Source organism: Chryseolinea sp. T2, from assembly GCF_037203685.1.
Taxonomy (GTDB): domain Bacteria; phylum Bacteroidota; class Bacteroidia; order Cytophagales; family Cyclobacteriaceae; genus Chryseolinea.
The window spans coordinates 1-15,052 of record NZ_JBBCAU010000012.1 but is presented as its reverse complement, the minus strand read 5'-3'; the positions used below and the strand labels follow the sequence as shown (position 1 = coordinate 15,052).

The 15,052-nt window shown below is 47.2% G+C and carries 14 protein-coding genes; 8 read left to right on the top strand and 6 right to left on the bottom strand.

The annotated features are described in order from the left end of the window. Positions 1-11: 11 nt before the first annotated feature. Positions 12-1,658, bottom strand: a complete 1,647-nt coding sequence (locus WBG78_RS28615; RefSeq protein WP_337329962.1) for a hypothetical protein — start codon at positions 1,656-1,658, stop codon at positions 12-14. A 114-nt stretch (positions 1,659-1,772) separates the two neighbouring features. On the opposite strand from WBG78_RS28615, the gene WBG78_RS28610 reads away from it, so the two are divergent. The 3 genes from WBG78_RS28610 to WBG78_RS28600 all read left to right on the top strand — a co-directional run bounded on the left by WBG78_RS28610 (position 1,773) and on the right by WBG78_RS28600 (position 5,303). Then, complete coding sequence (locus tag WBG78_RS28610; protein WP_337329961.1) at positions 1,773-2,075, top strand: helix-turn-helix domain-containing protein; 303 nt, start codon at positions 1,773-1,775, stop codon at positions 2,073-2,075. A 247-nt stretch (positions 2,076-2,322) separates the two neighbouring features. Continuing rightward, positions 2,323-3,381: a ribosome small subunit-dependent GTPase A gene (gene rsgA, locus WBG78_RS28605; protein ID WP_337329960.1), complete on the top strand. Its 1,059-nt coding sequence runs from the start codon at positions 2,323-2,325 to the stop codon at positions 3,379-3,381. Positions 3,382-3,593: 212 nt separating this feature from the next. Beyond that, a complete protein-coding gene (locus WBG78_RS28600; RefSeq protein ID WP_337329959.1) occupies positions 3,594-5,303 on the top strand; it encodes an SWIM zinc finger family protein in 1,710 nt (569 codons plus the stop codon). 26 nt (positions 5,304-5,329) lie between these two features. Here the strand turns inward: WBG78_RS28600 and WBG78_RS28595 are convergent, their stop codons facing one another. After that, the gene (locus WBG78_RS28595; protein WP_337329958.1) at positions 5,330-5,503 is read right to left on the bottom strand and encodes a hypothetical protein; all 174 of its coding nucleotides are present in this window, start codon (positions 5,501-5,503) and stop codon (positions 5,330-5,332) included. 21 nt (positions 5,504-5,524) lie between these two features. Further along, on the bottom strand, positions 5,525-5,992 hold the full coding sequence (locus WBG78_RS28590; RefSeq protein WP_337329957.1) for a DUF6934 family protein: 468 nt from the start codon (positions 5,990-5,992) through the stop codon (positions 5,525-5,527). 222 nt (positions 5,993-6,214) lie between these two features. Between WBG78_RS28590 and msrA the strand changes: the two genes are divergently transcribed. Next, positions 6,215-6,703 carry a peptide-methionine (S)-S-oxide reductase MsrA gene (msrA, locus tag WBG78_RS28585; RefSeq protein ID WP_337329956.1) on the top strand — a complete coding sequence of 163 codons (489 nt, stop codon included), beginning with the start codon at positions 6,215-6,217 and terminating at the stop codon, positions 6,701-6,703. A gap of 29 nt (positions 6,704-6,732) precedes the next feature. On the opposite strand, the gene WBG78_RS28580 is transcribed toward msrA, so the two are convergent. Beyond that, positions 6,733-7,266, bottom strand: coding sequence for a cytochrome P460 family protein (locus WBG78_RS28580; protein ID WP_337329955.1), 534 nt, complete (start codon positions 7,264-7,266; stop codon positions 6,733-6,735). Positions 7,267-7,441: 175 nt separating this feature from the next. Next, entirely contained in the window at positions 7,442-8,389 is a 948-nt protein-coding gene (locus tag WBG78_RS28575) for a hypothetical protein (RefSeq protein ID WP_337329954.1), read from the bottom strand. 597 nt (positions 8,390-8,986) lie between these two features. On the opposite strand from WBG78_RS28575, the gene WBG78_RS28570 reads away from it, so the two are divergent. The 4 genes from WBG78_RS28570 (at position 8,987) to WBG78_RS28555 (ending at position 14,203) form a co-directional block, all read left to right on the top strand. After that, positions 8,987-10,402: an RtcB family protein gene (locus WBG78_RS28570; RefSeq protein ID WP_337329953.1), complete on the top strand. Its 1,416-nt coding sequence runs from the start codon at positions 8,987-8,989 to the stop codon at positions 10,400-10,402. Positions 10,403-10,407: 5 nt separating this feature from the next. After that, positions 10,408-11,271 carry a hypothetical protein gene (locus WBG78_RS28565; protein ID WP_337329952.1) on the top strand — a complete coding sequence of 288 codons (864 nt, stop codon included), beginning with the start codon at positions 10,408-10,410 and terminating at the stop codon, positions 11,269-11,271. A 138-nt stretch (positions 11,272-11,409) separates the two neighbouring features. Then, positions 11,410-13,572, top strand: a complete 2,163-nt coding sequence (locus WBG78_RS28560) for an ATP-dependent helicase (RefSeq protein WP_337329951.1) — start codon at positions 11,410-11,412, stop codon at positions 13,570-13,572. 238 nt (positions 13,573-13,810) lie between these two features. Continuing rightward, on the top strand, positions 13,811-14,203 hold the full coding sequence (locus tag WBG78_RS28555; RefSeq protein WP_337329950.1) for a hypothetical protein: 393 nt from the start codon (positions 13,811-13,813) through the stop codon (positions 14,201-14,203). Between the two features lie 17 nt (positions 14,204-14,220). On the opposite strand, the gene WBG78_RS28550 is transcribed toward WBG78_RS28555, so the two are convergent. Continuing rightward, positions 14,221-14,775 carry an arylesterase gene (locus WBG78_RS28550; protein ID WP_337329949.1) on the bottom strand — a complete coding sequence of 185 codons (555 nt, stop codon included), beginning with the start codon at positions 14,773-14,775 and terminating at the stop codon, positions 14,221-14,223. Positions 14,776-15,052 lie beyond the last annotated feature (277 nt).

Here is a 15,052-nt window from a genome sequence, read left to right as displayed (position 1 = left end):
CGGTGTGATGTTCAGAATGTCTGTTTATAGATAACATTGTTGTACAGCATATAAGCAACATGGTCGGTTGGTGCGGCTATGTCGATACCACAATACACATCTACCGGCACCCAGCTCCGTTGGGTAACCTTCCAGGTGTTGCCACGGTCCTGCGAGCGATAGAACATCAGGTGGCCTTCAACCCCTTCGGAGTATTCTACCCCAATGCCAAGACCTGTCCTTTTGCTCGGGGAAAATGCCAGTCGTGTAATATAACCTGGCAAGGTGGCGACGCGTCTTTCACGCTGTTCGTTCACGTAGCGATGCAGTTCCGATCCTGTGTCGATTCGGGTGGAAGCAATTAACGTATCACGGTTAAACGTGGTGTATCCCATGAATGCCGCTCCGCCGTAGTCGATCCGGTTCGTCCAGGTATGGCCCGAATCATTGGTTTCAAAAATGATATCCTGCTGTACCGCATAGCCGGACTGGCCATCAGCAAAACCAAGCTTCATATCCATCCAATAAAACCAATCCTGGTCCTGCAGGAGTACGCTATTCCACGTCTTACCACCGTCAGTAGTGTTGAAAATTTGGTTGTCTCCCCACCATTCATCAGTAGAACCGGCAATGACGCCGGATGTACGCGTAAAAAAATGCATGTCTGTGAGATGAATTTGATTTTTCATAGGCAGTCCCGTCCATGTTTCACCACCATCCTGCGTATAAGCCAGGCCATTGGCACAACCACCGTCATAACACGCCTTCCCGGTATAGATTGCAAATCCTTCCATATCATTGATGAATTGAACATCAACAAAAGATCGATTAGCTCCGGCAACTTCCCTTAAGACTTGTCGCCAGCTTTGACCGCCATCGGTGGTTTTAAAAATTCCCGGGCCGGCTTTAAAACCAGTCATCTCAGTAAGAAATTCTATGGCATAAAGATTCTGGTCGTTGTTGTCGATTGGAACGGCATCAATGGGCAATTCGTCTGGAGCACTTGCGCCAGGTAATACCAGGGTAACGAGACCGAGCGTCTCGCCGGATGTCGACGCTAATCTGTAGGTGAGGCGATCATAGGCGGAAAAGTCAGGTCCAGCCATATAAACAATGGTGTTATCCACAAGTGTTGCTGTTCCCTTCTGCGGTTGTAAATCAATTGAAACAGTATAGTTGGAAGGTTCATTGCAAAACTTGTCGTTGTCCATTACTGGAATAATAACTTGCTTACCCTTCTCAATCTCGCGCCTGTCCTCCACAGCGATTGTTGTGCACGGCAGGTTTTCCGGGGAAACAACATGGACCTTTACGATATGCTTTGCAATCTCACGCCCGGCGGCAACCTGTGTGACAATAAATTGATCTACGCCCTCTGTGAAACTGTCAAACGGTCTATAAGTGAAAGTCTTGAAATCCAATTGCGAAATCTGCCCCTTCAGTGGTCGTTGCGCAATCGAAACTGTGGTAGTCTCAAAAGTGGTTGATATGAGCCCCCTCAAATCAATTACCACGGCTAAGGTGGGCACCGTGTAATAATCGTTCACCGTTTGAATTCCTCCTTCGATAAGTTGATCTTCTTTGAACGAATCACACGACATGAACAATAGCAGGGGGAGGAGTGTTTGCCACTTGAAAACGTATGCTTTTGCATTGGTCAGGTTTTGGGCAGTTTCCATAGGCGGTTTTGAAAGGTAAGACAGGAGGGCCAATGGAATCGCTGCATGATCAAAAAAAGCTTTTAGGATGGACCAGTTGGGAACCAAACTGGAAAAGCGGCACTTGATGACGTCATGTTGAAAAACTTTCAATATGATCTTCAACTGGAAGAGTTTGCCCGACTTTGCGGGCGCAGTCTGTCGGCCTTTAAACGCGATTTCAAATCAGCGTACCAGGAGTCGCCAGCGCGTTGGATAAATGATAAACGTTTGGACTATGCGCGGTCACTACTCGTTAGCACGGATATGAATGTGAATGATGTGTGCTATGAGAGCGGGTTTAAAAATCCATCTCATTTCAATAGAGTATTCAAGGACAAATTTAGTTTGTCGCCGGGGCAGTCCAGAACGGTAGGCGTAGAGAGCGAAATGCAATAGTTCGGCTCTGTAGATGCGCACAAACCAGGTTGGTTACGATTAACTATCCTGTCTTTTTTCCTACCTTCGGCACGTCATATGAAAATGTCGGTTATACCATATTGTCAGAATCCCTCCAAGGGAATTGTAGCGTAGGCGGGCACTTCCTTGCTCCGCCTGACAATTGATTACAAATTAAATTTCATGGTATCACCTTGATCGCGGCACCTGTGCGTGTTACCGCGATCTTTAAAACATTTATTTACAAATGCAGTTACTGGAACAATACGGGTGGAATTCGTTTTTCCAATCCTATAAGGACTCACGTCCTGATCACAATACATTAATCGGTCGCGTCATCTCGATCAAAGGTTTCAAATATGAACTCGTTACGAGCGAAGGTTTTCATGAATGCGAGCTCGCCGGGAAACTTTTATTCGGTGCCTCGCCGGAGGAACTACCTAAAGTTGGCGACTGGGTTTGGTACTTGCCCTACGACGTGCAAGGCTACATCGTTGATGTGCTTCCCCGACGAACCGAACTTTCACGCAAAGCCCCTGGCGCAAAGTCGGAACGTCAGGTTCTGGCCGTAAATCTCGACGCTGCGCTGGTCGTCCAGGGTCTTGACCGAGATTTTAACCTTATGCGGCTCGATCGTTACCTTGTGCAACTCGCTGCGTGCAGCATTCCTACAATAGTTGTACTTAACAAGGCCGACCTCGTTGATGACACTTCACCCTATTTGAATGATATTCAAAAGCTTCATCGAAACGTGGCTGTTCATTTCTGCAGCACGTTTGACCAGCGGGGTGTCTCGGAACTTTTTGACCTGCTGGGCCAGGCAAAAACTTACGCATTGATTGGTTCATCGGGTGTCGGTAAAAGTTCATTGTTAAACGCCTGGAATAGTACGGTTGTACAGGCGACAGGTAGTCTTGGCGTTGGCACGCAGAAGGGTAAGCACACGACCACTACGCGTGATCTGTTTATGCTCTCCAACGGAAGTCTTGTCATCGACACACCTGGGATGCGCGAGTTTGGCGTGACGATGGAAGCGGGTACCGATGAAAACGTCTTTCCTGTCATCGCCGAACTATCGCAAAAGTGTCGCTATAGCGATTGCCTGCATCAGGGCGAGGAAGGTTGCGCGGTGCTTCAGGCTCTCGACGATGGATCATTGGAGTCTGTAGTGTACGACAGCTACATCAAATTGTTAAAGGAGCAACGTCGCTTCCATGTAAATGCAATAAACAAGAAGCGAATGGAGAAGCAGTTTGGCAAGATGACGCGGGAAGCCAGCAACCACCGTAAGAAGTATAAATATTGATGAGTGTGGTCTGCCGAAGACCGAGGGTGCGGGGTCTTCGGCAGTGATGACGGCTTAAGCCAATGTAAACGTTACTAAAGAGGCAGAAAAAATGCGGGCCATTGCTGATTGCTCATTCACCCGTCTCAATTGGACATAGAGGCACTTGCGATCTATATCCATCTTTTAGTAATTGCCGTACGAAAATTTCTGAAAGATCACAACGGATCCACATGACCTTGCACAACCTGACCGAACACATTCCAACGAAAATCATGGATCGTGCTCGTCCATACGCTAAGAACGGTTCCATTACTTTGCTTCGGGTAGTCCCGGGAAATAAGTCAACGAAATATTCAGCGTCCGTGGCAGGCAAAGGTGATCATTACCGCGTCGCCGTAGAGATAACTGATGACAGTGAGGTGATTAACCATGAATGCGATTGCCCTTTCGACGGAGATCTATGCAAACACCAGGCTGCCCTTCTCCTGGTGATTGCCAATAAAGAAGCAGACTCGTCTGTAGACGAACCGTTGGATGGATCGGTCACAACGAAGAAAAATGGTAAGCTAGCTGCCGCTGAGGTCCTGTTTGATAAACTCAGTAAAGAAGAACTTTCCGGATTCATGAAACACGCTTTTGAGCGTGATCCACAACTAAGAAAGGAGTTCGTTGCCACGTTCTCAGCAAAGACGGCCGCATCAAAGAAAGATTACAAAGAAATTATTACAGCAGCTTTACAAGGCCTGAAAGGTGCCAGGAGCTTCAGAGACAGAGGTGCCGTAGTCCGCAGCATGCAGGTCGTTTGGAAATTACTGACGCAGGCGGAAGAAGGGATCACAACGCATCCGGCACGAACGCTTCAGATTACTCAGGCTGTGTTAGAGAAATTGGTTCCTGCGCTCCAGTATGTGGACGATTCAAACGGCGACCTCGGAGGAGGTATTGAGCAAGCAGTACATCTTATGTACCTCGTGTCGGAAACAGCACAGGAAGAACCGCTCCGAGCCGAATGGTTTGAATGGTTGGTGAAGTCTGCGCAGCACAAAGATTACCAGGGATGGGATTGCAGCTGGGACTTCGCCACGCTCGCAGCGCTGGTCGCAACCCCTAACGAAGAACGAAAAGTTGTAGCCATGGCAACGGCTATGAAGCAGGAGAAAGAGAAAGAGACGTGGCTTGCTGACTACGCAGCAGAAAAGGCCAGCAAAGTACTGCTCGCCTTTATTGAAAAAAATAAAACGAAAGAGGAGACAGAAGCCTTTATTCTGCAGAACGTGCATCACGATGGCATCCGAAACATGGCGCTCAAGCACTATCTGTCGAATAAGAATTTTGCAAGTGCGATAAAGCTGTGCCGGGAAGGAATCAAACTGGCAGTGGAAAAGAAGCTGCCTGGTCTTGTCGTGCAATGGTATGAGAAGTTGATGGAGATATGCAAATCTCAAGGTGACCAGCGCGGTGTAAAAGAGTGCGCGACCTATCTTTTTTACAAATCGCACGCTGATATCAGGTTGTACCGTATTCTTAAAAAAACGACGATCGATGTGGAATGGCCCAAGGAAAAATCAGCGCTGTTGCGGCATCTGGAAAAAACTTCAGACGCCCATTTGCTCGCGACCATATGTGTAGAGGAGGCCGACACGGTCAGGCTATTGGACGCACTAAAAGCGACCCGGCACATCTCTCATCTTCAGGAATTCGGAAGGCATCTCCCAGAAGAAGACAAAACAACGCTGCAAGAGTTGTACTTCAACTTATTAATTAAGCAACTTGAATGGAGCGTAACCAGAGATAATTACCGGGATGTAGCGGGTATCCTCAAGAAAATGACGAAGACCTTTGACGGGGAGTCCATTGGGAATTTTGTCCGTGAGGCAAAGAAAAAGTATGCGCATCGACCCGCTCTGGTCGAGGAGCTATCTAAGATTGGGGCAGCATAGTTGGGCTATTGTAGGATAGTTCAGGTTTAGGCTTTAGGCCAACGCTTCTCCAGCGCTTTCGGAAATCCGTGTTTTTCAAGTGTCATCTTCGATTCCCTGGCCTTCTTTAAGACAAAAGGATCATTACCGTAATCCCTTACGGATGAACTCACGACGTCTTTAAGACTTTTCTTTCGATGATGTTTTTTTTGCACAGACATGCTTTTCTCTGATGAACAAATTTAACGAACTTTTTTCCGCCAGGCCAGAAAAGCATCGTAATTAGTGCCCGTTTGAAAGGGTTTCCATTCACCGTACCTGGTGAGGCCGTAGATTTCAACAACAGGCTGAATGTCTTGGAGATTTGCAGCAATCGCCATTTGATATAGTCTGGTTCGGGTTGCGGTACTGCCTCTAGCGAACACAGGCATATCTGGATAGGTTTCGGTGAACTTTAAAACCGTTGCCGCGACTGTAGCAAGTATTTTTCTGGTGTCCTGATTGTTACTTGTTGAATGATCGTCGATGGTATTCTCAGACTCATTCCAATCGCCAAATGCTAAATTGAAATAGGTTCGGCCGTTTGCATTTTGTGGCGAGTATCGAACAACCTTTAGTATATGTCCTTTGGGGCCGGTACTTACGAACTCAAAGTTCAGGTTAACTTCGTTTGACTGGAAACGGTACCGCTTATGATTCACTGCGCTCACATGAAAGCTCTAAAATAGGCGCTGCCGCGTGAACCGGCTGTTGCTGCCTTAATTAGGCTTTCCTGACAATTTCTTTGAGCAATCTGAGGAGCCGTAACCTCAATTCTATGTTAATAATGTGTTCCATTTCCTGGCGCAACTGTTTGTCCTATACGCCGTGAATTATTCGTTTGAAATGCATGTTTATCTGATGTCAACCAAGTTCTAATTTTATACGATCATATGAGCATTGAAAAAGCGATACTGGCCGGTGGCTGTTTCTGGGGCGTCGAAGAACTGTTCAGACATCAGCCCGGAGTCGTCTCCACGGTTGTAGGATACACAGGCGGCAACGTAAAAAATGCTACCTATCGAAATCACGGCACACATGCTGAGGGCATCGAAATACAATTCGATCCCGCTGTGATATCGTACCGGGAGCTATTGGAGTATTTTTTCCAGATTCACGATCCGACCACACGCAATCGCCAGGGCAACGATATTGGCACCTCATACCGATCTGCCATCTTTTATGCAAACGATGAGCAGCGCGATACGGCCAACGAATTAATTGCCGAAATGGAAGCTTCCAAAAAGTGGCCCGGAAAGATCGTCACGGAAGTCGTTCCGGAGACGGATTTCTGGAATGCCGAAGCAGAACACCAGGACTATCTGCAGAAACATCCGGGTGGCTATACGTGTCACTTTGAAAGGCCGGACTGGAAGCTATAGGTTTGTGTGATACCTGATTTGCAACGCTTTCACTGACGATAGTCGCTAAAGACCATATCCTGGTTGCGCTTGTGACAATTGTTGCACTTTAGCCTCGTCGTTGGTGTAAGCATCCTCGTTGTTTTACTGTCTTTTTCAAAAGTTTCAAATCGCCATCCGCCGGGGTCCTGGATATTGATCGTGTCTTTGATCATTACGCTAAGATTGGATCTGGTACCTTCACGCGTATTGAGGCTGTCATCGAGAGCAACGATGACATCGGAAACAATAATAGAACCGTTTGGAAAGTTTCCGGTTTTGTAGCCAATCATGGCTTTGTCATTTGCGTAGACATGGTTAAATCCTCCGATAGTAGGAAACGAGGGACTTTTCGGTTTGACGATATAAGTCTTTACGTGCGTCCAGTGCCTGTAACCCTCGGGGTAGGCGACGGTCACATCCTGAACGTCATCGAATTCTGATTGCGCGGTGAAAATGCCGGAAGTAAAACTGCTAATGGAAATGTACATCAGCACCACGAACGATACCAGGGATACCTTGGTACTAAGTGGAAATGATTTCATAGGCAGGCTGCCGTAGGTGAGTTTACAACCTAACGCACCTGTAGCAACGGAATATGTGAGTTTTCAGTCGGCTCAAACGGACTAATAAGCAATTTTCACCCTCGAAGAAGTGTTTGCTGCAGACGATGTTTATTAGTCCTTGTCGCCCGAAGTAGCCCTGGTTAATTATATTTGATCACTTCGACATCATCGAAGTAAACCGTCCCCTCACTATTGCCGGATAATATGAGGAAGAAACTGAGTCTATCGAGCTTGTTCGGGAAGTAGGGTATTTCACACCGTATTCAACAAAGTCATCAGTACCCACCATTGAAGTTGTTTCGTGTGTCGAATAAACAAAGGCCGGCAAGTTGTCGCCAGCGACATCACCGCGAACGATAATATTTGCTCCATCGCCGTTGAGATGTTCGGTCTTGATTTTCACTCTCACATCGACAGGAGTTCCTTCAGGGATGTTTTCGGGAATGATAAAATATGTCCAATAGGAATATCCACTTCCCGTGCCTGCCGAAGTAATCTGCAAACTCGATGAAGGCGAGACGAATACCGAACTGTTGATTGACTGGGAATGATTGGGGGAGCCTGACAATTTGAATTGCCATCCATTGTCCAGCTTAATGGTGTCTTTGAAAATGACGGTGGCATTTGTTTTTGGAAGCGACCAGACCGGCGGAGAGGTGCTTTCATTGAACAACTCTTCGAAATAGTACAATCGTTTAAGGGGCGTGTAAGCACTATAGAGCATGGTTGGATCTTCGGTCATCAGGCTGGCGAAGTCTCCGTTAGGCAATCGTTCATTTTTATGTGAGCGTCCGAGCAATGCATGGCCGAGTTCATGGAACATAAGGGCTTCACGTCCACTTTCCGGCATTTTGTTCCAGCAGTCTTCAGAGATGATGACTTTTAGATCCTCCGCTACTCCACAGAAATTCCCCTCCACCTCTCCAAATTCTACTGTCCACTTGTCGGCAGACACATCCTGACCATGAAGTGATGCCTGTTCGATGAAGCGGTCGACATAGCCGGATAGTTGCGGCTCCTTGTATTTGGCGGCGTCTTCGTCGCAGGAGGAGAACAATATGAATGCTGACAGGAGCGAGCAGCTAAGTCGAGGAATATTCATAGGAAGGAATGAAGGCTAACGTATCTCAATATATAAATAAAACTGCAGCTTAACATGGGCTGAGAGACCTTAAACAATGGAGATCGCGACTGGCTGTATGTGGACGACTTGGTTTGGTGTGGTTATCCAAATTTTGGGGCGGCTATGGAAAGTTCGTGCAACTACCAAAGTCGGAGCAGAATAATCCGTTGAATCAAATTGCTCTTTGGATACATCAACTAGACAGTTTATGATACTTCTGCCTTAGTGTCATTTTAAATTTCATAGATGACCATTGCTACAGGTGAAAATCATCTTATCTTTGCATCACCATTTTATTCCATGTACTAAAACATTGGAAACTATGTTGGTCCTCATCAACCATATCGCCCTGAAGCAGTCCTGCGAAATCGCAGCGTAAGCCGGTAAAACGCCATAGTGCGTTCATACTTTCATGCTACTACTGCTTTGTCTTTTTCTAAATCATTTATTTAAGAACAAATCAAAAGCCCTGCACAGGCTTTGAGCTGCTGTCGTCTATGCTTTTCAACTAACGTATAGCATAGGCGTTGCATTGCTCTTTACCGGCTTTCATCGAAAGTCAGGGGTGCTATAACTATGGGCAAACAAAAGCTAAATATTAAAGACCTGTCGACGATCAACTTCCCTTCGGATGTGGCCAGAAGTCTGTCGCTCAATATCATGAACCGACACTTCGGTCATACGCCAAACACAGAGAAGCTATCGCTGATAAACAACGTGCTGACGCATCCCGACGACTATCTCAATCACGATACCCTCGGATTGCTCGCACACAAACTGGTTTCGAAATCTATAACGGAAAGCTTTAAGGCTTACGAGCTGGATGACGAACCCAAGCACTTCGACGTCTTCGGAAGCAAACACATTGAGCTCAATGCCATCAAACAGATGGAGCTCGTGATGCGTCTTCCGATCGCGGAGCGGGGTGCACTTATGCCTGACGCTCACCAAGGGTATGGACTACCCATCGGAGGTGTGCTGGCAACTAAGAATGCTGTCATTCCTTATGGTGTTGGCATGGATATCGGATGTCGCATGGCACTCAGCATCCTGGAGATGCCTGGGAGTTATGTTGACCATCACGCATATGAATTAAAGCGTGCATTGAAAGATCACACGCACTTCGGTAATGATGGTGGCCTCGAACGAAGGCAGGATCATGAATTGCTTGATCATGCGGATTTTCAACTTACGGAACTGCTGCGTCGTCTGCACGGTAAGGCGGTGCGTCAGCTGGGAAGCTCGGGGTCGGGCAATCACTTCGTAGAGTTTGGCATCATCGAGATAGGAGAGGGCAGTGGTCTTCTCCCGGATGGGCTAGGCGTAGGAAGTTATGCGGCGATCCTGTCGCACTCTGGGTCGCGTAGTCTGGGTGCGAACATTGCTCAGCACTATACGAACATTGCCATGAACAAATGCAAGCTTCCTCGTGAAGCAAAACATCTGGCATGGTTGGACCTTGATAGTGATGAAGGACAAGAGTACTGGTTGTCGATGAATCTTGCCGGTGAATATGCAAAGGCGTGTCATGATCGCATTCATGCGAATCTGTGCTCTGCGCTTGGCGCTACCGTTGTGTCGAAGGTTGAGAACCATCACAACTTCGCATGGAAGGAGCGGATGTCGGACGGGAATGAATATATCGTTCATCGAAAGGGCGCTACCCCGGCGGGTAAGGATGTTTTGGGAATCATCCCAGGGAGCATGACGGCGCCGGGGTATGTCGTTCGTGGGTTGGGTAATGAGTCGTCGATAAACTCTGCCGCGCATGGTGCGGGCAGGAAGATGTCGCGCCTCAAAGCGAAGAACTCTGTCACGATGAGTGCTATGAAGAAGATCCTTGACAGCGAGAAGGTCACCCTCATCGGTGGCAGTGCTGAAGAGTCCCCGATGGCGTACAAGGACATCGAGCTCGTGATGGGAAGCCAGTCGACGCTTGTAAATGTAGAGGGGAAGTTCATTCCGCGTGTTGTGAGGATGGCTAAAGACTGATCGCTATGGATTACGATATCGACATATTATCGCCGGAGTATTTTCGGTTGAAGTCGTCGCGGCGCAGAGAGCGATGGAAGCGCAGGGATCGTGAAAAGACGCTGCTGCGGTTGTATCGCGAAATCGATGCGCTTCGGAAGCAGCGTCGCGACCTTGGATGGGAGCGTTTGGATGAGCCGGTGATGCGTGGGTACAAGAGGTACTTTGTGCTTCGTGCTGATGTTGCAAAGAGTAAGGAGGCAAAGTTTTTTCAGGGTATCCTGGATCGGATCAATACGACGGAGTATTCGTCGCGGCGGGACTTTAAGAAGAAGCGTCGTCGTGGGGGGAGGAAGATGTATGAGGTTCGGTCGCAGGAGGTGGAGAAGCTATGGACGGACGCGTTTAGGAAGAGGAAGTTCACGGAGCAGGAGGCGTCGTATTTTGATCTGGTGATGACGGATGAGCGTCCGGAGAGTTACTTCAGGTGGATGTATGTATTCAGAGAGCCGTGGAGGTTTCAGTTGAAGATCGAGCCGAACATCATTCGATGGACGATGGTGAAGGACTTTGATCTGGAGCGGAGGATCGGGGAGATCGATCGGTACATTGATGGCAATCACCTATGGCCAACGATATTGAGACTTGTCAGGGGAGGTTATAAATATCGCGGTCGGTATGCGCGGGTGGGAGAGTTGCCGAAGTATAGTTATGATCCTTTCAGGAACAGGACGTTCGCGGAGATACTTGATGAGTATTGGCCAGACGCAAGAGCAGAAATGAAAATTGAGAAACCCTCGGATGACGAGGGTTTTTCTTTCATCGACAAATCCAGCTACTTACGCCGCCGTGCCCTGAACATGCGCCCGATCCTGTGGCACTTGAAGTAGTTCCGTCTTTGCATTTTGCGCCGGTTCGTACGCAAGTATTCGACGAACCTGCAGGAGGTGTGGGGTCGTCAGTGGTTGTACATGAGCCGGTGGTTAATGCGTACTAATTATCAGAAAAACTCCCGATCTTTATTCGGCATGACCAGTGACACCTCAGAAACTAATTCGTCCCGGACGGACCTGAGTTCATTAAACGAACGGCAGCGAGAGGCTGTAATAAGCGCAGACAAGCGGTTACTCGTCCTCGCTGGCGCTGGCTCCGGAAAGACAAAGACATTGCTCCAAAAGCTTGTTTATCTGATAGAAGAGCAGTCCGTTAGTCCTTCAAATATTCTTGCAATTACCTTTACAAAGAATGCTGCCAACGAAATGCTCGATCGTTTGATCGAAATGGCTGATCAGTCCGGATCGTACAAGGAGACTATTTCTAATAAGGCGCTGAAATTGGCCGAACGGGACCGAGAGCGTCAAGCATATAAGAAGCGCTATAAGTGGATAGACAATCTTACTGTTAGAACATTCCATAGTTTCTGCTACTATGTACTGCGAAATTATGGTGTCAATGAATTCGACAACAAATTTCGCATTATCGGCGATGAGAAAAGCGATGACGAGGAACTTGCCAGGCACATCGCTCCAGAGACAGCCTTCGAGGTGTTTCAGAAGCTTCTGATCGAATGCTGTGCCGATACCGGCTATTTGTTAAATCTTAAAAGATACATTCTAGACTACGTTGTTGACAAGATTCACATCGAAAAGCACTCCCAGCGCGTAGCTAAAGACGGCAAGTTCTTCACGACACTTAATGGGATCAAGGTGCGCTCAAAATCGGAACAGTATATAGCGGACTGGCTGTATAGACACAACCTCGAATTCGAATATGAGCCATTGCTGAACATCAGCGACTTTTCCTTCACTCCTGATTTTTACATACCCGCCGCGAATCTTTATATCGAGCATGTCAGTAACAAGAGCTATCCCATGCGCGACAAGGAGGAAAGGTTCGAGAGGGGAAAGTTATTGCTGGTGAAGACGAACGAGTACATGACGAAGGACACAGCACTTTTCAATCATGCCCTCGATATGATCGTCAGGGGTAGGGTGGCTCCTGGAAAACATTCTGCGAGAGCCACTAGCTATCGAGAACAGTTTAACCGCTATCATGAACAAGTTAAAGACTTCGTTCAACAGGTCATGCGGGTCACTGACATGATCAAAGTCGAGAACCTTGACGTGACTGAAATCAATGAGCGCGGGTTAGGTGATCAGCACGAACGTGTCCGTGGATTTTATGCTCTAGCTATGCCACTTGCAGAAAGATACATTTCGTATTGCATTGACAAGTCATATCTGGACTTCAATGACTTGATTTCTCGGACTATATCGCTTTTTCGAAATCATGAGGACATACGTGATAAATTCAGATCGAGGTTCGGTTACCTCCTGGTTGATGAGTTTCAAGATGTTAACAACCTACAGGTTGAGTTGATTAAAATGTTGTTGACGGACAGCGCGCAGTTGTTTTGCGTCGGTGATGATTGGCAAAGTATATATGGATTCAGGGGTTCGAATGTGGGGTATATTATTGAATTCGAGAAGCATTTCATCAATGCGTCGGTAATAAAGTTGAATCTAAATTATCGGAGTAGTCAGCACATTGTGGGTGCCAGCAATGAAGTCATCAAGAACAACAAATTCAAAGTTGACAAGGAAATTTTTGCATCGAAACAATCGGAGCATAAAATAGTTGTCTTCGCGGGTGATGATCAAGAAGCGAACCTGAATTTCTGTGTGGACCGAGTACGCGAATTGCACGACCAAGGATTTACTTCAGATGACATACTTTTTCTCTACCGTAGAACGAAGATGTATAGTCCATATCTGGAGCGCTTCCGCGAAGAGCAACTATTCGTCAGGGCCAGAACAATTCATGCTGCAAAGGGACTTGAGGCGAAAGTTGTGTTCATCATTGGATTGACTGAGGGGTATGGTGGTTTCCCGGACATATGGCTTGAGGATAGAATTTTTCAGGTTATCAAGAAGGCCAATCATGATCAGTTGCTTGAGGAAGAGCGCAGGCTCTTTTACGTCGGAATAACGCGTGCAAAGGACAAGTTGTTTTTGATTACAGAGAAAGGTGGCGAGTCGAGCTTCATTAAAGAAATACCCGAGTCGTTCACAGTAAGGACTACGTCGGTTCTACCGCCAGTTGTTGATAAGGTTTCGTTGTGTCCCAGTTGCTTTAGCCAGTTGGATAGCAAGTTGTTTTCCTTTTGTCCTTATTGTGGGGCTAAGGTTTAGGACGTGAATTCATTGATGAATTGGCAGATGTGTGAGTAGTGGAAGATACAGAGCTTTTCTGGCTTCTACCTACCCTTATCATTTAAACGCAGGGATCTGGCGATACCTTTTGTCAGAACTGTTCAGAATGATACACGTATCAAAACAAAAGCGAACACTCATCATCACAAATCCGCACAGAATAGGCGTTTTTCGGCATGGCAGCATTATTGCCCTAGTCGGGCACAAACCAAACCCGATGAAAAAAGTAGCGACGATTTTCCTCTGCCTGTTAGCTGTAGCGTTAACCCAATGCGATTCCGGAAGAACTCAATCAACTACAGTAAGTAACGGAAACACAACGGTTGAGGTAACCGAAACTAAAACAACCTATACCCTTAATGCGAGTTTTTCGCGTGACAAGGCGAGTCAATTTTATCAATACATAAATAATACAGTGTCGCCCGAAGCGCAGTTTGATTTTGAAGATGGGGATCTTGAAACCGGCGCGTCACTCGATGATGGCACGAACTTCCGTATCAAGTCCCATCGTGGAGAGTTGCAGTTGATCTTCGATAAGTCAATTAACAATCAAGCATCATATCAACGCATGAAGAAGATCTACGAGGGATTGAAGGGGATTGTGAGCTAAGTAGCAGATCGTGCTATCTAAAGCAGAGCCCTGATCGTCGGCCAAACCTTCTCAGCTATGACTTCATACCCCTTCGCTGACGGATGCAAACCATCTGGCAGATTGAGGTGTTTAACTCCTGCAACACCCTCGAGATAAAATGGCACAAATGCCGTCGCATGTGCTTCGGCGAGTTCCCGATAAATGTTTTTAAATCCGCTCAGCGCAGCCAAGTTTATCGCAGCTGGAATCTCCATCCCCATAATAACCAGCTTACAGTTGGGATGTCGTTCTTTGACCTTCGTCAGTATCAGATCGAGATTGCGCTTTGTAGCTGAGTAAGGGGCACCTCTGAACAGGTCGTTGATGCCGAGCTCCAGCACGAAAATGTCGACATGCTGATGAATCCAATAGTCAAGTCGGCTTAGTCCTCCTGAGGAGGTGTCGCCACTCATTCCGGCATTGACAACCTGATACTTAAAGCCTGCGTCGTCTATTTTTTTCTGAATGAGGCCAGGCAGCGATTGAACATCGGGTTTTGGAAGGCCATATCCGGCAGTGAGGCTATCGCCAAAAAAGACAATTCTTTTCATTAGCCTCTAAACGATATTGTAGCTGTATAAAATTCCCGAAGGCGCGGGGGGGGTTGAAAAAAAGCGGGCCGTTGCGCAGAACGCACGGATGTCGATCGATCGGAATGCGTGCGTTGCGCGCCGAAGGAGCGCGTCAATTTTTTTAATGATAGGGCGGCGCGCGGAATATCGATGCCATCCCGGTGCTACAGACAGATGATCCCTTCTATGTTAAAAAACAACTTCCTTAGAGAGTATATTTTCTTTTTTGGCAGTTTAAAGGGTTGCAACTTTAAGT

Bases quoted from the DNA above. Each gene is read 5' to 3' on its own strand.
- WBG78_RS28560 (WP_337329951.1), top strand. From the start codon at position 11,410: ATGACCAGTGACACCTCAGAAACTAATTCGTCCCGGACGGACCTGAGT.
- WBG78_RS28595 (WP_337329958.1), bottom strand. From the start codon at position 5,503: ATGTCTGTGCAAAAAAAACATCATCGAAAGAAAAGTCTTAAAGACGTC.
- WBG78_RS28570 (WP_337329953.1), top strand. From the start codon at position 8,987: ATGGGCAAACAAAAGCTAAATATTAAAGACCTGTCGACGATCAACTTC.
- WBG78_RS28615 (WP_337329962.1), bottom strand. From the start codon at position 1,658: ATGGAAACTGCCCAAAACCTGACCAATGCAAAAGCATACGTTTTCAAG.
- rsgA (WP_337329960.1), top strand. From the start codon at position 2,323: ATGCAGTTACTGGAACAATACGGGTGGAATTCGTTTTTCCAATCCTAT.
- WBG78_RS28565 (WP_337329952.1), top strand. From the start codon at position 10,408: ATGGATTACGATATCGACATATTATCGCCGGAGTATTTTCGGTTGAAG.
- WBG78_RS28600 (WP_337329959.1), top strand. From the start codon at position 3,594: ATGACCTTGCACAACCTGACCGAACACATTCCAACGAAAATCATGGAT.
- WBG78_RS28580 (WP_337329955.1), bottom strand. From the start codon at position 7,266: ATGAAATCATTTCCACTTAGTACCAAGGTATCCCTGGTATCGTTCGTG.
- WBG78_RS28575 (WP_337329954.1), bottom strand. From the start codon at position 8,389: ATGAATATTCCTCGACTTAGCTGCTCGCTCCTGTCAGCATTCATATTG.
- WBG78_RS28555 (WP_337329950.1), top strand. From the start codon at position 13,811: ATGAAAAAAGTAGCGACGATTTTCCTCTGCCTGTTAGCTGTAGCGTTA.
- msrA (WP_337329956.1), top strand. From the start codon at position 6,215: ATGAGCATTGAAAAAGCGATACTGGCCGGTGGCTGTTTCTGGGGCGTC.
- WBG78_RS28550 (WP_337329949.1), bottom strand. From the start codon at position 14,775: ATGAAAAGAATTGTCTTTTTTGGCGATAGCCTCACTGCCGGATATGGC.
- WBG78_RS28610 (WP_337329961.1), top strand. From the start codon at position 1,773: ATGTTGAAAAACTTTCAATATGATCTTCAACTGGAAGAGTTTGCCCGA.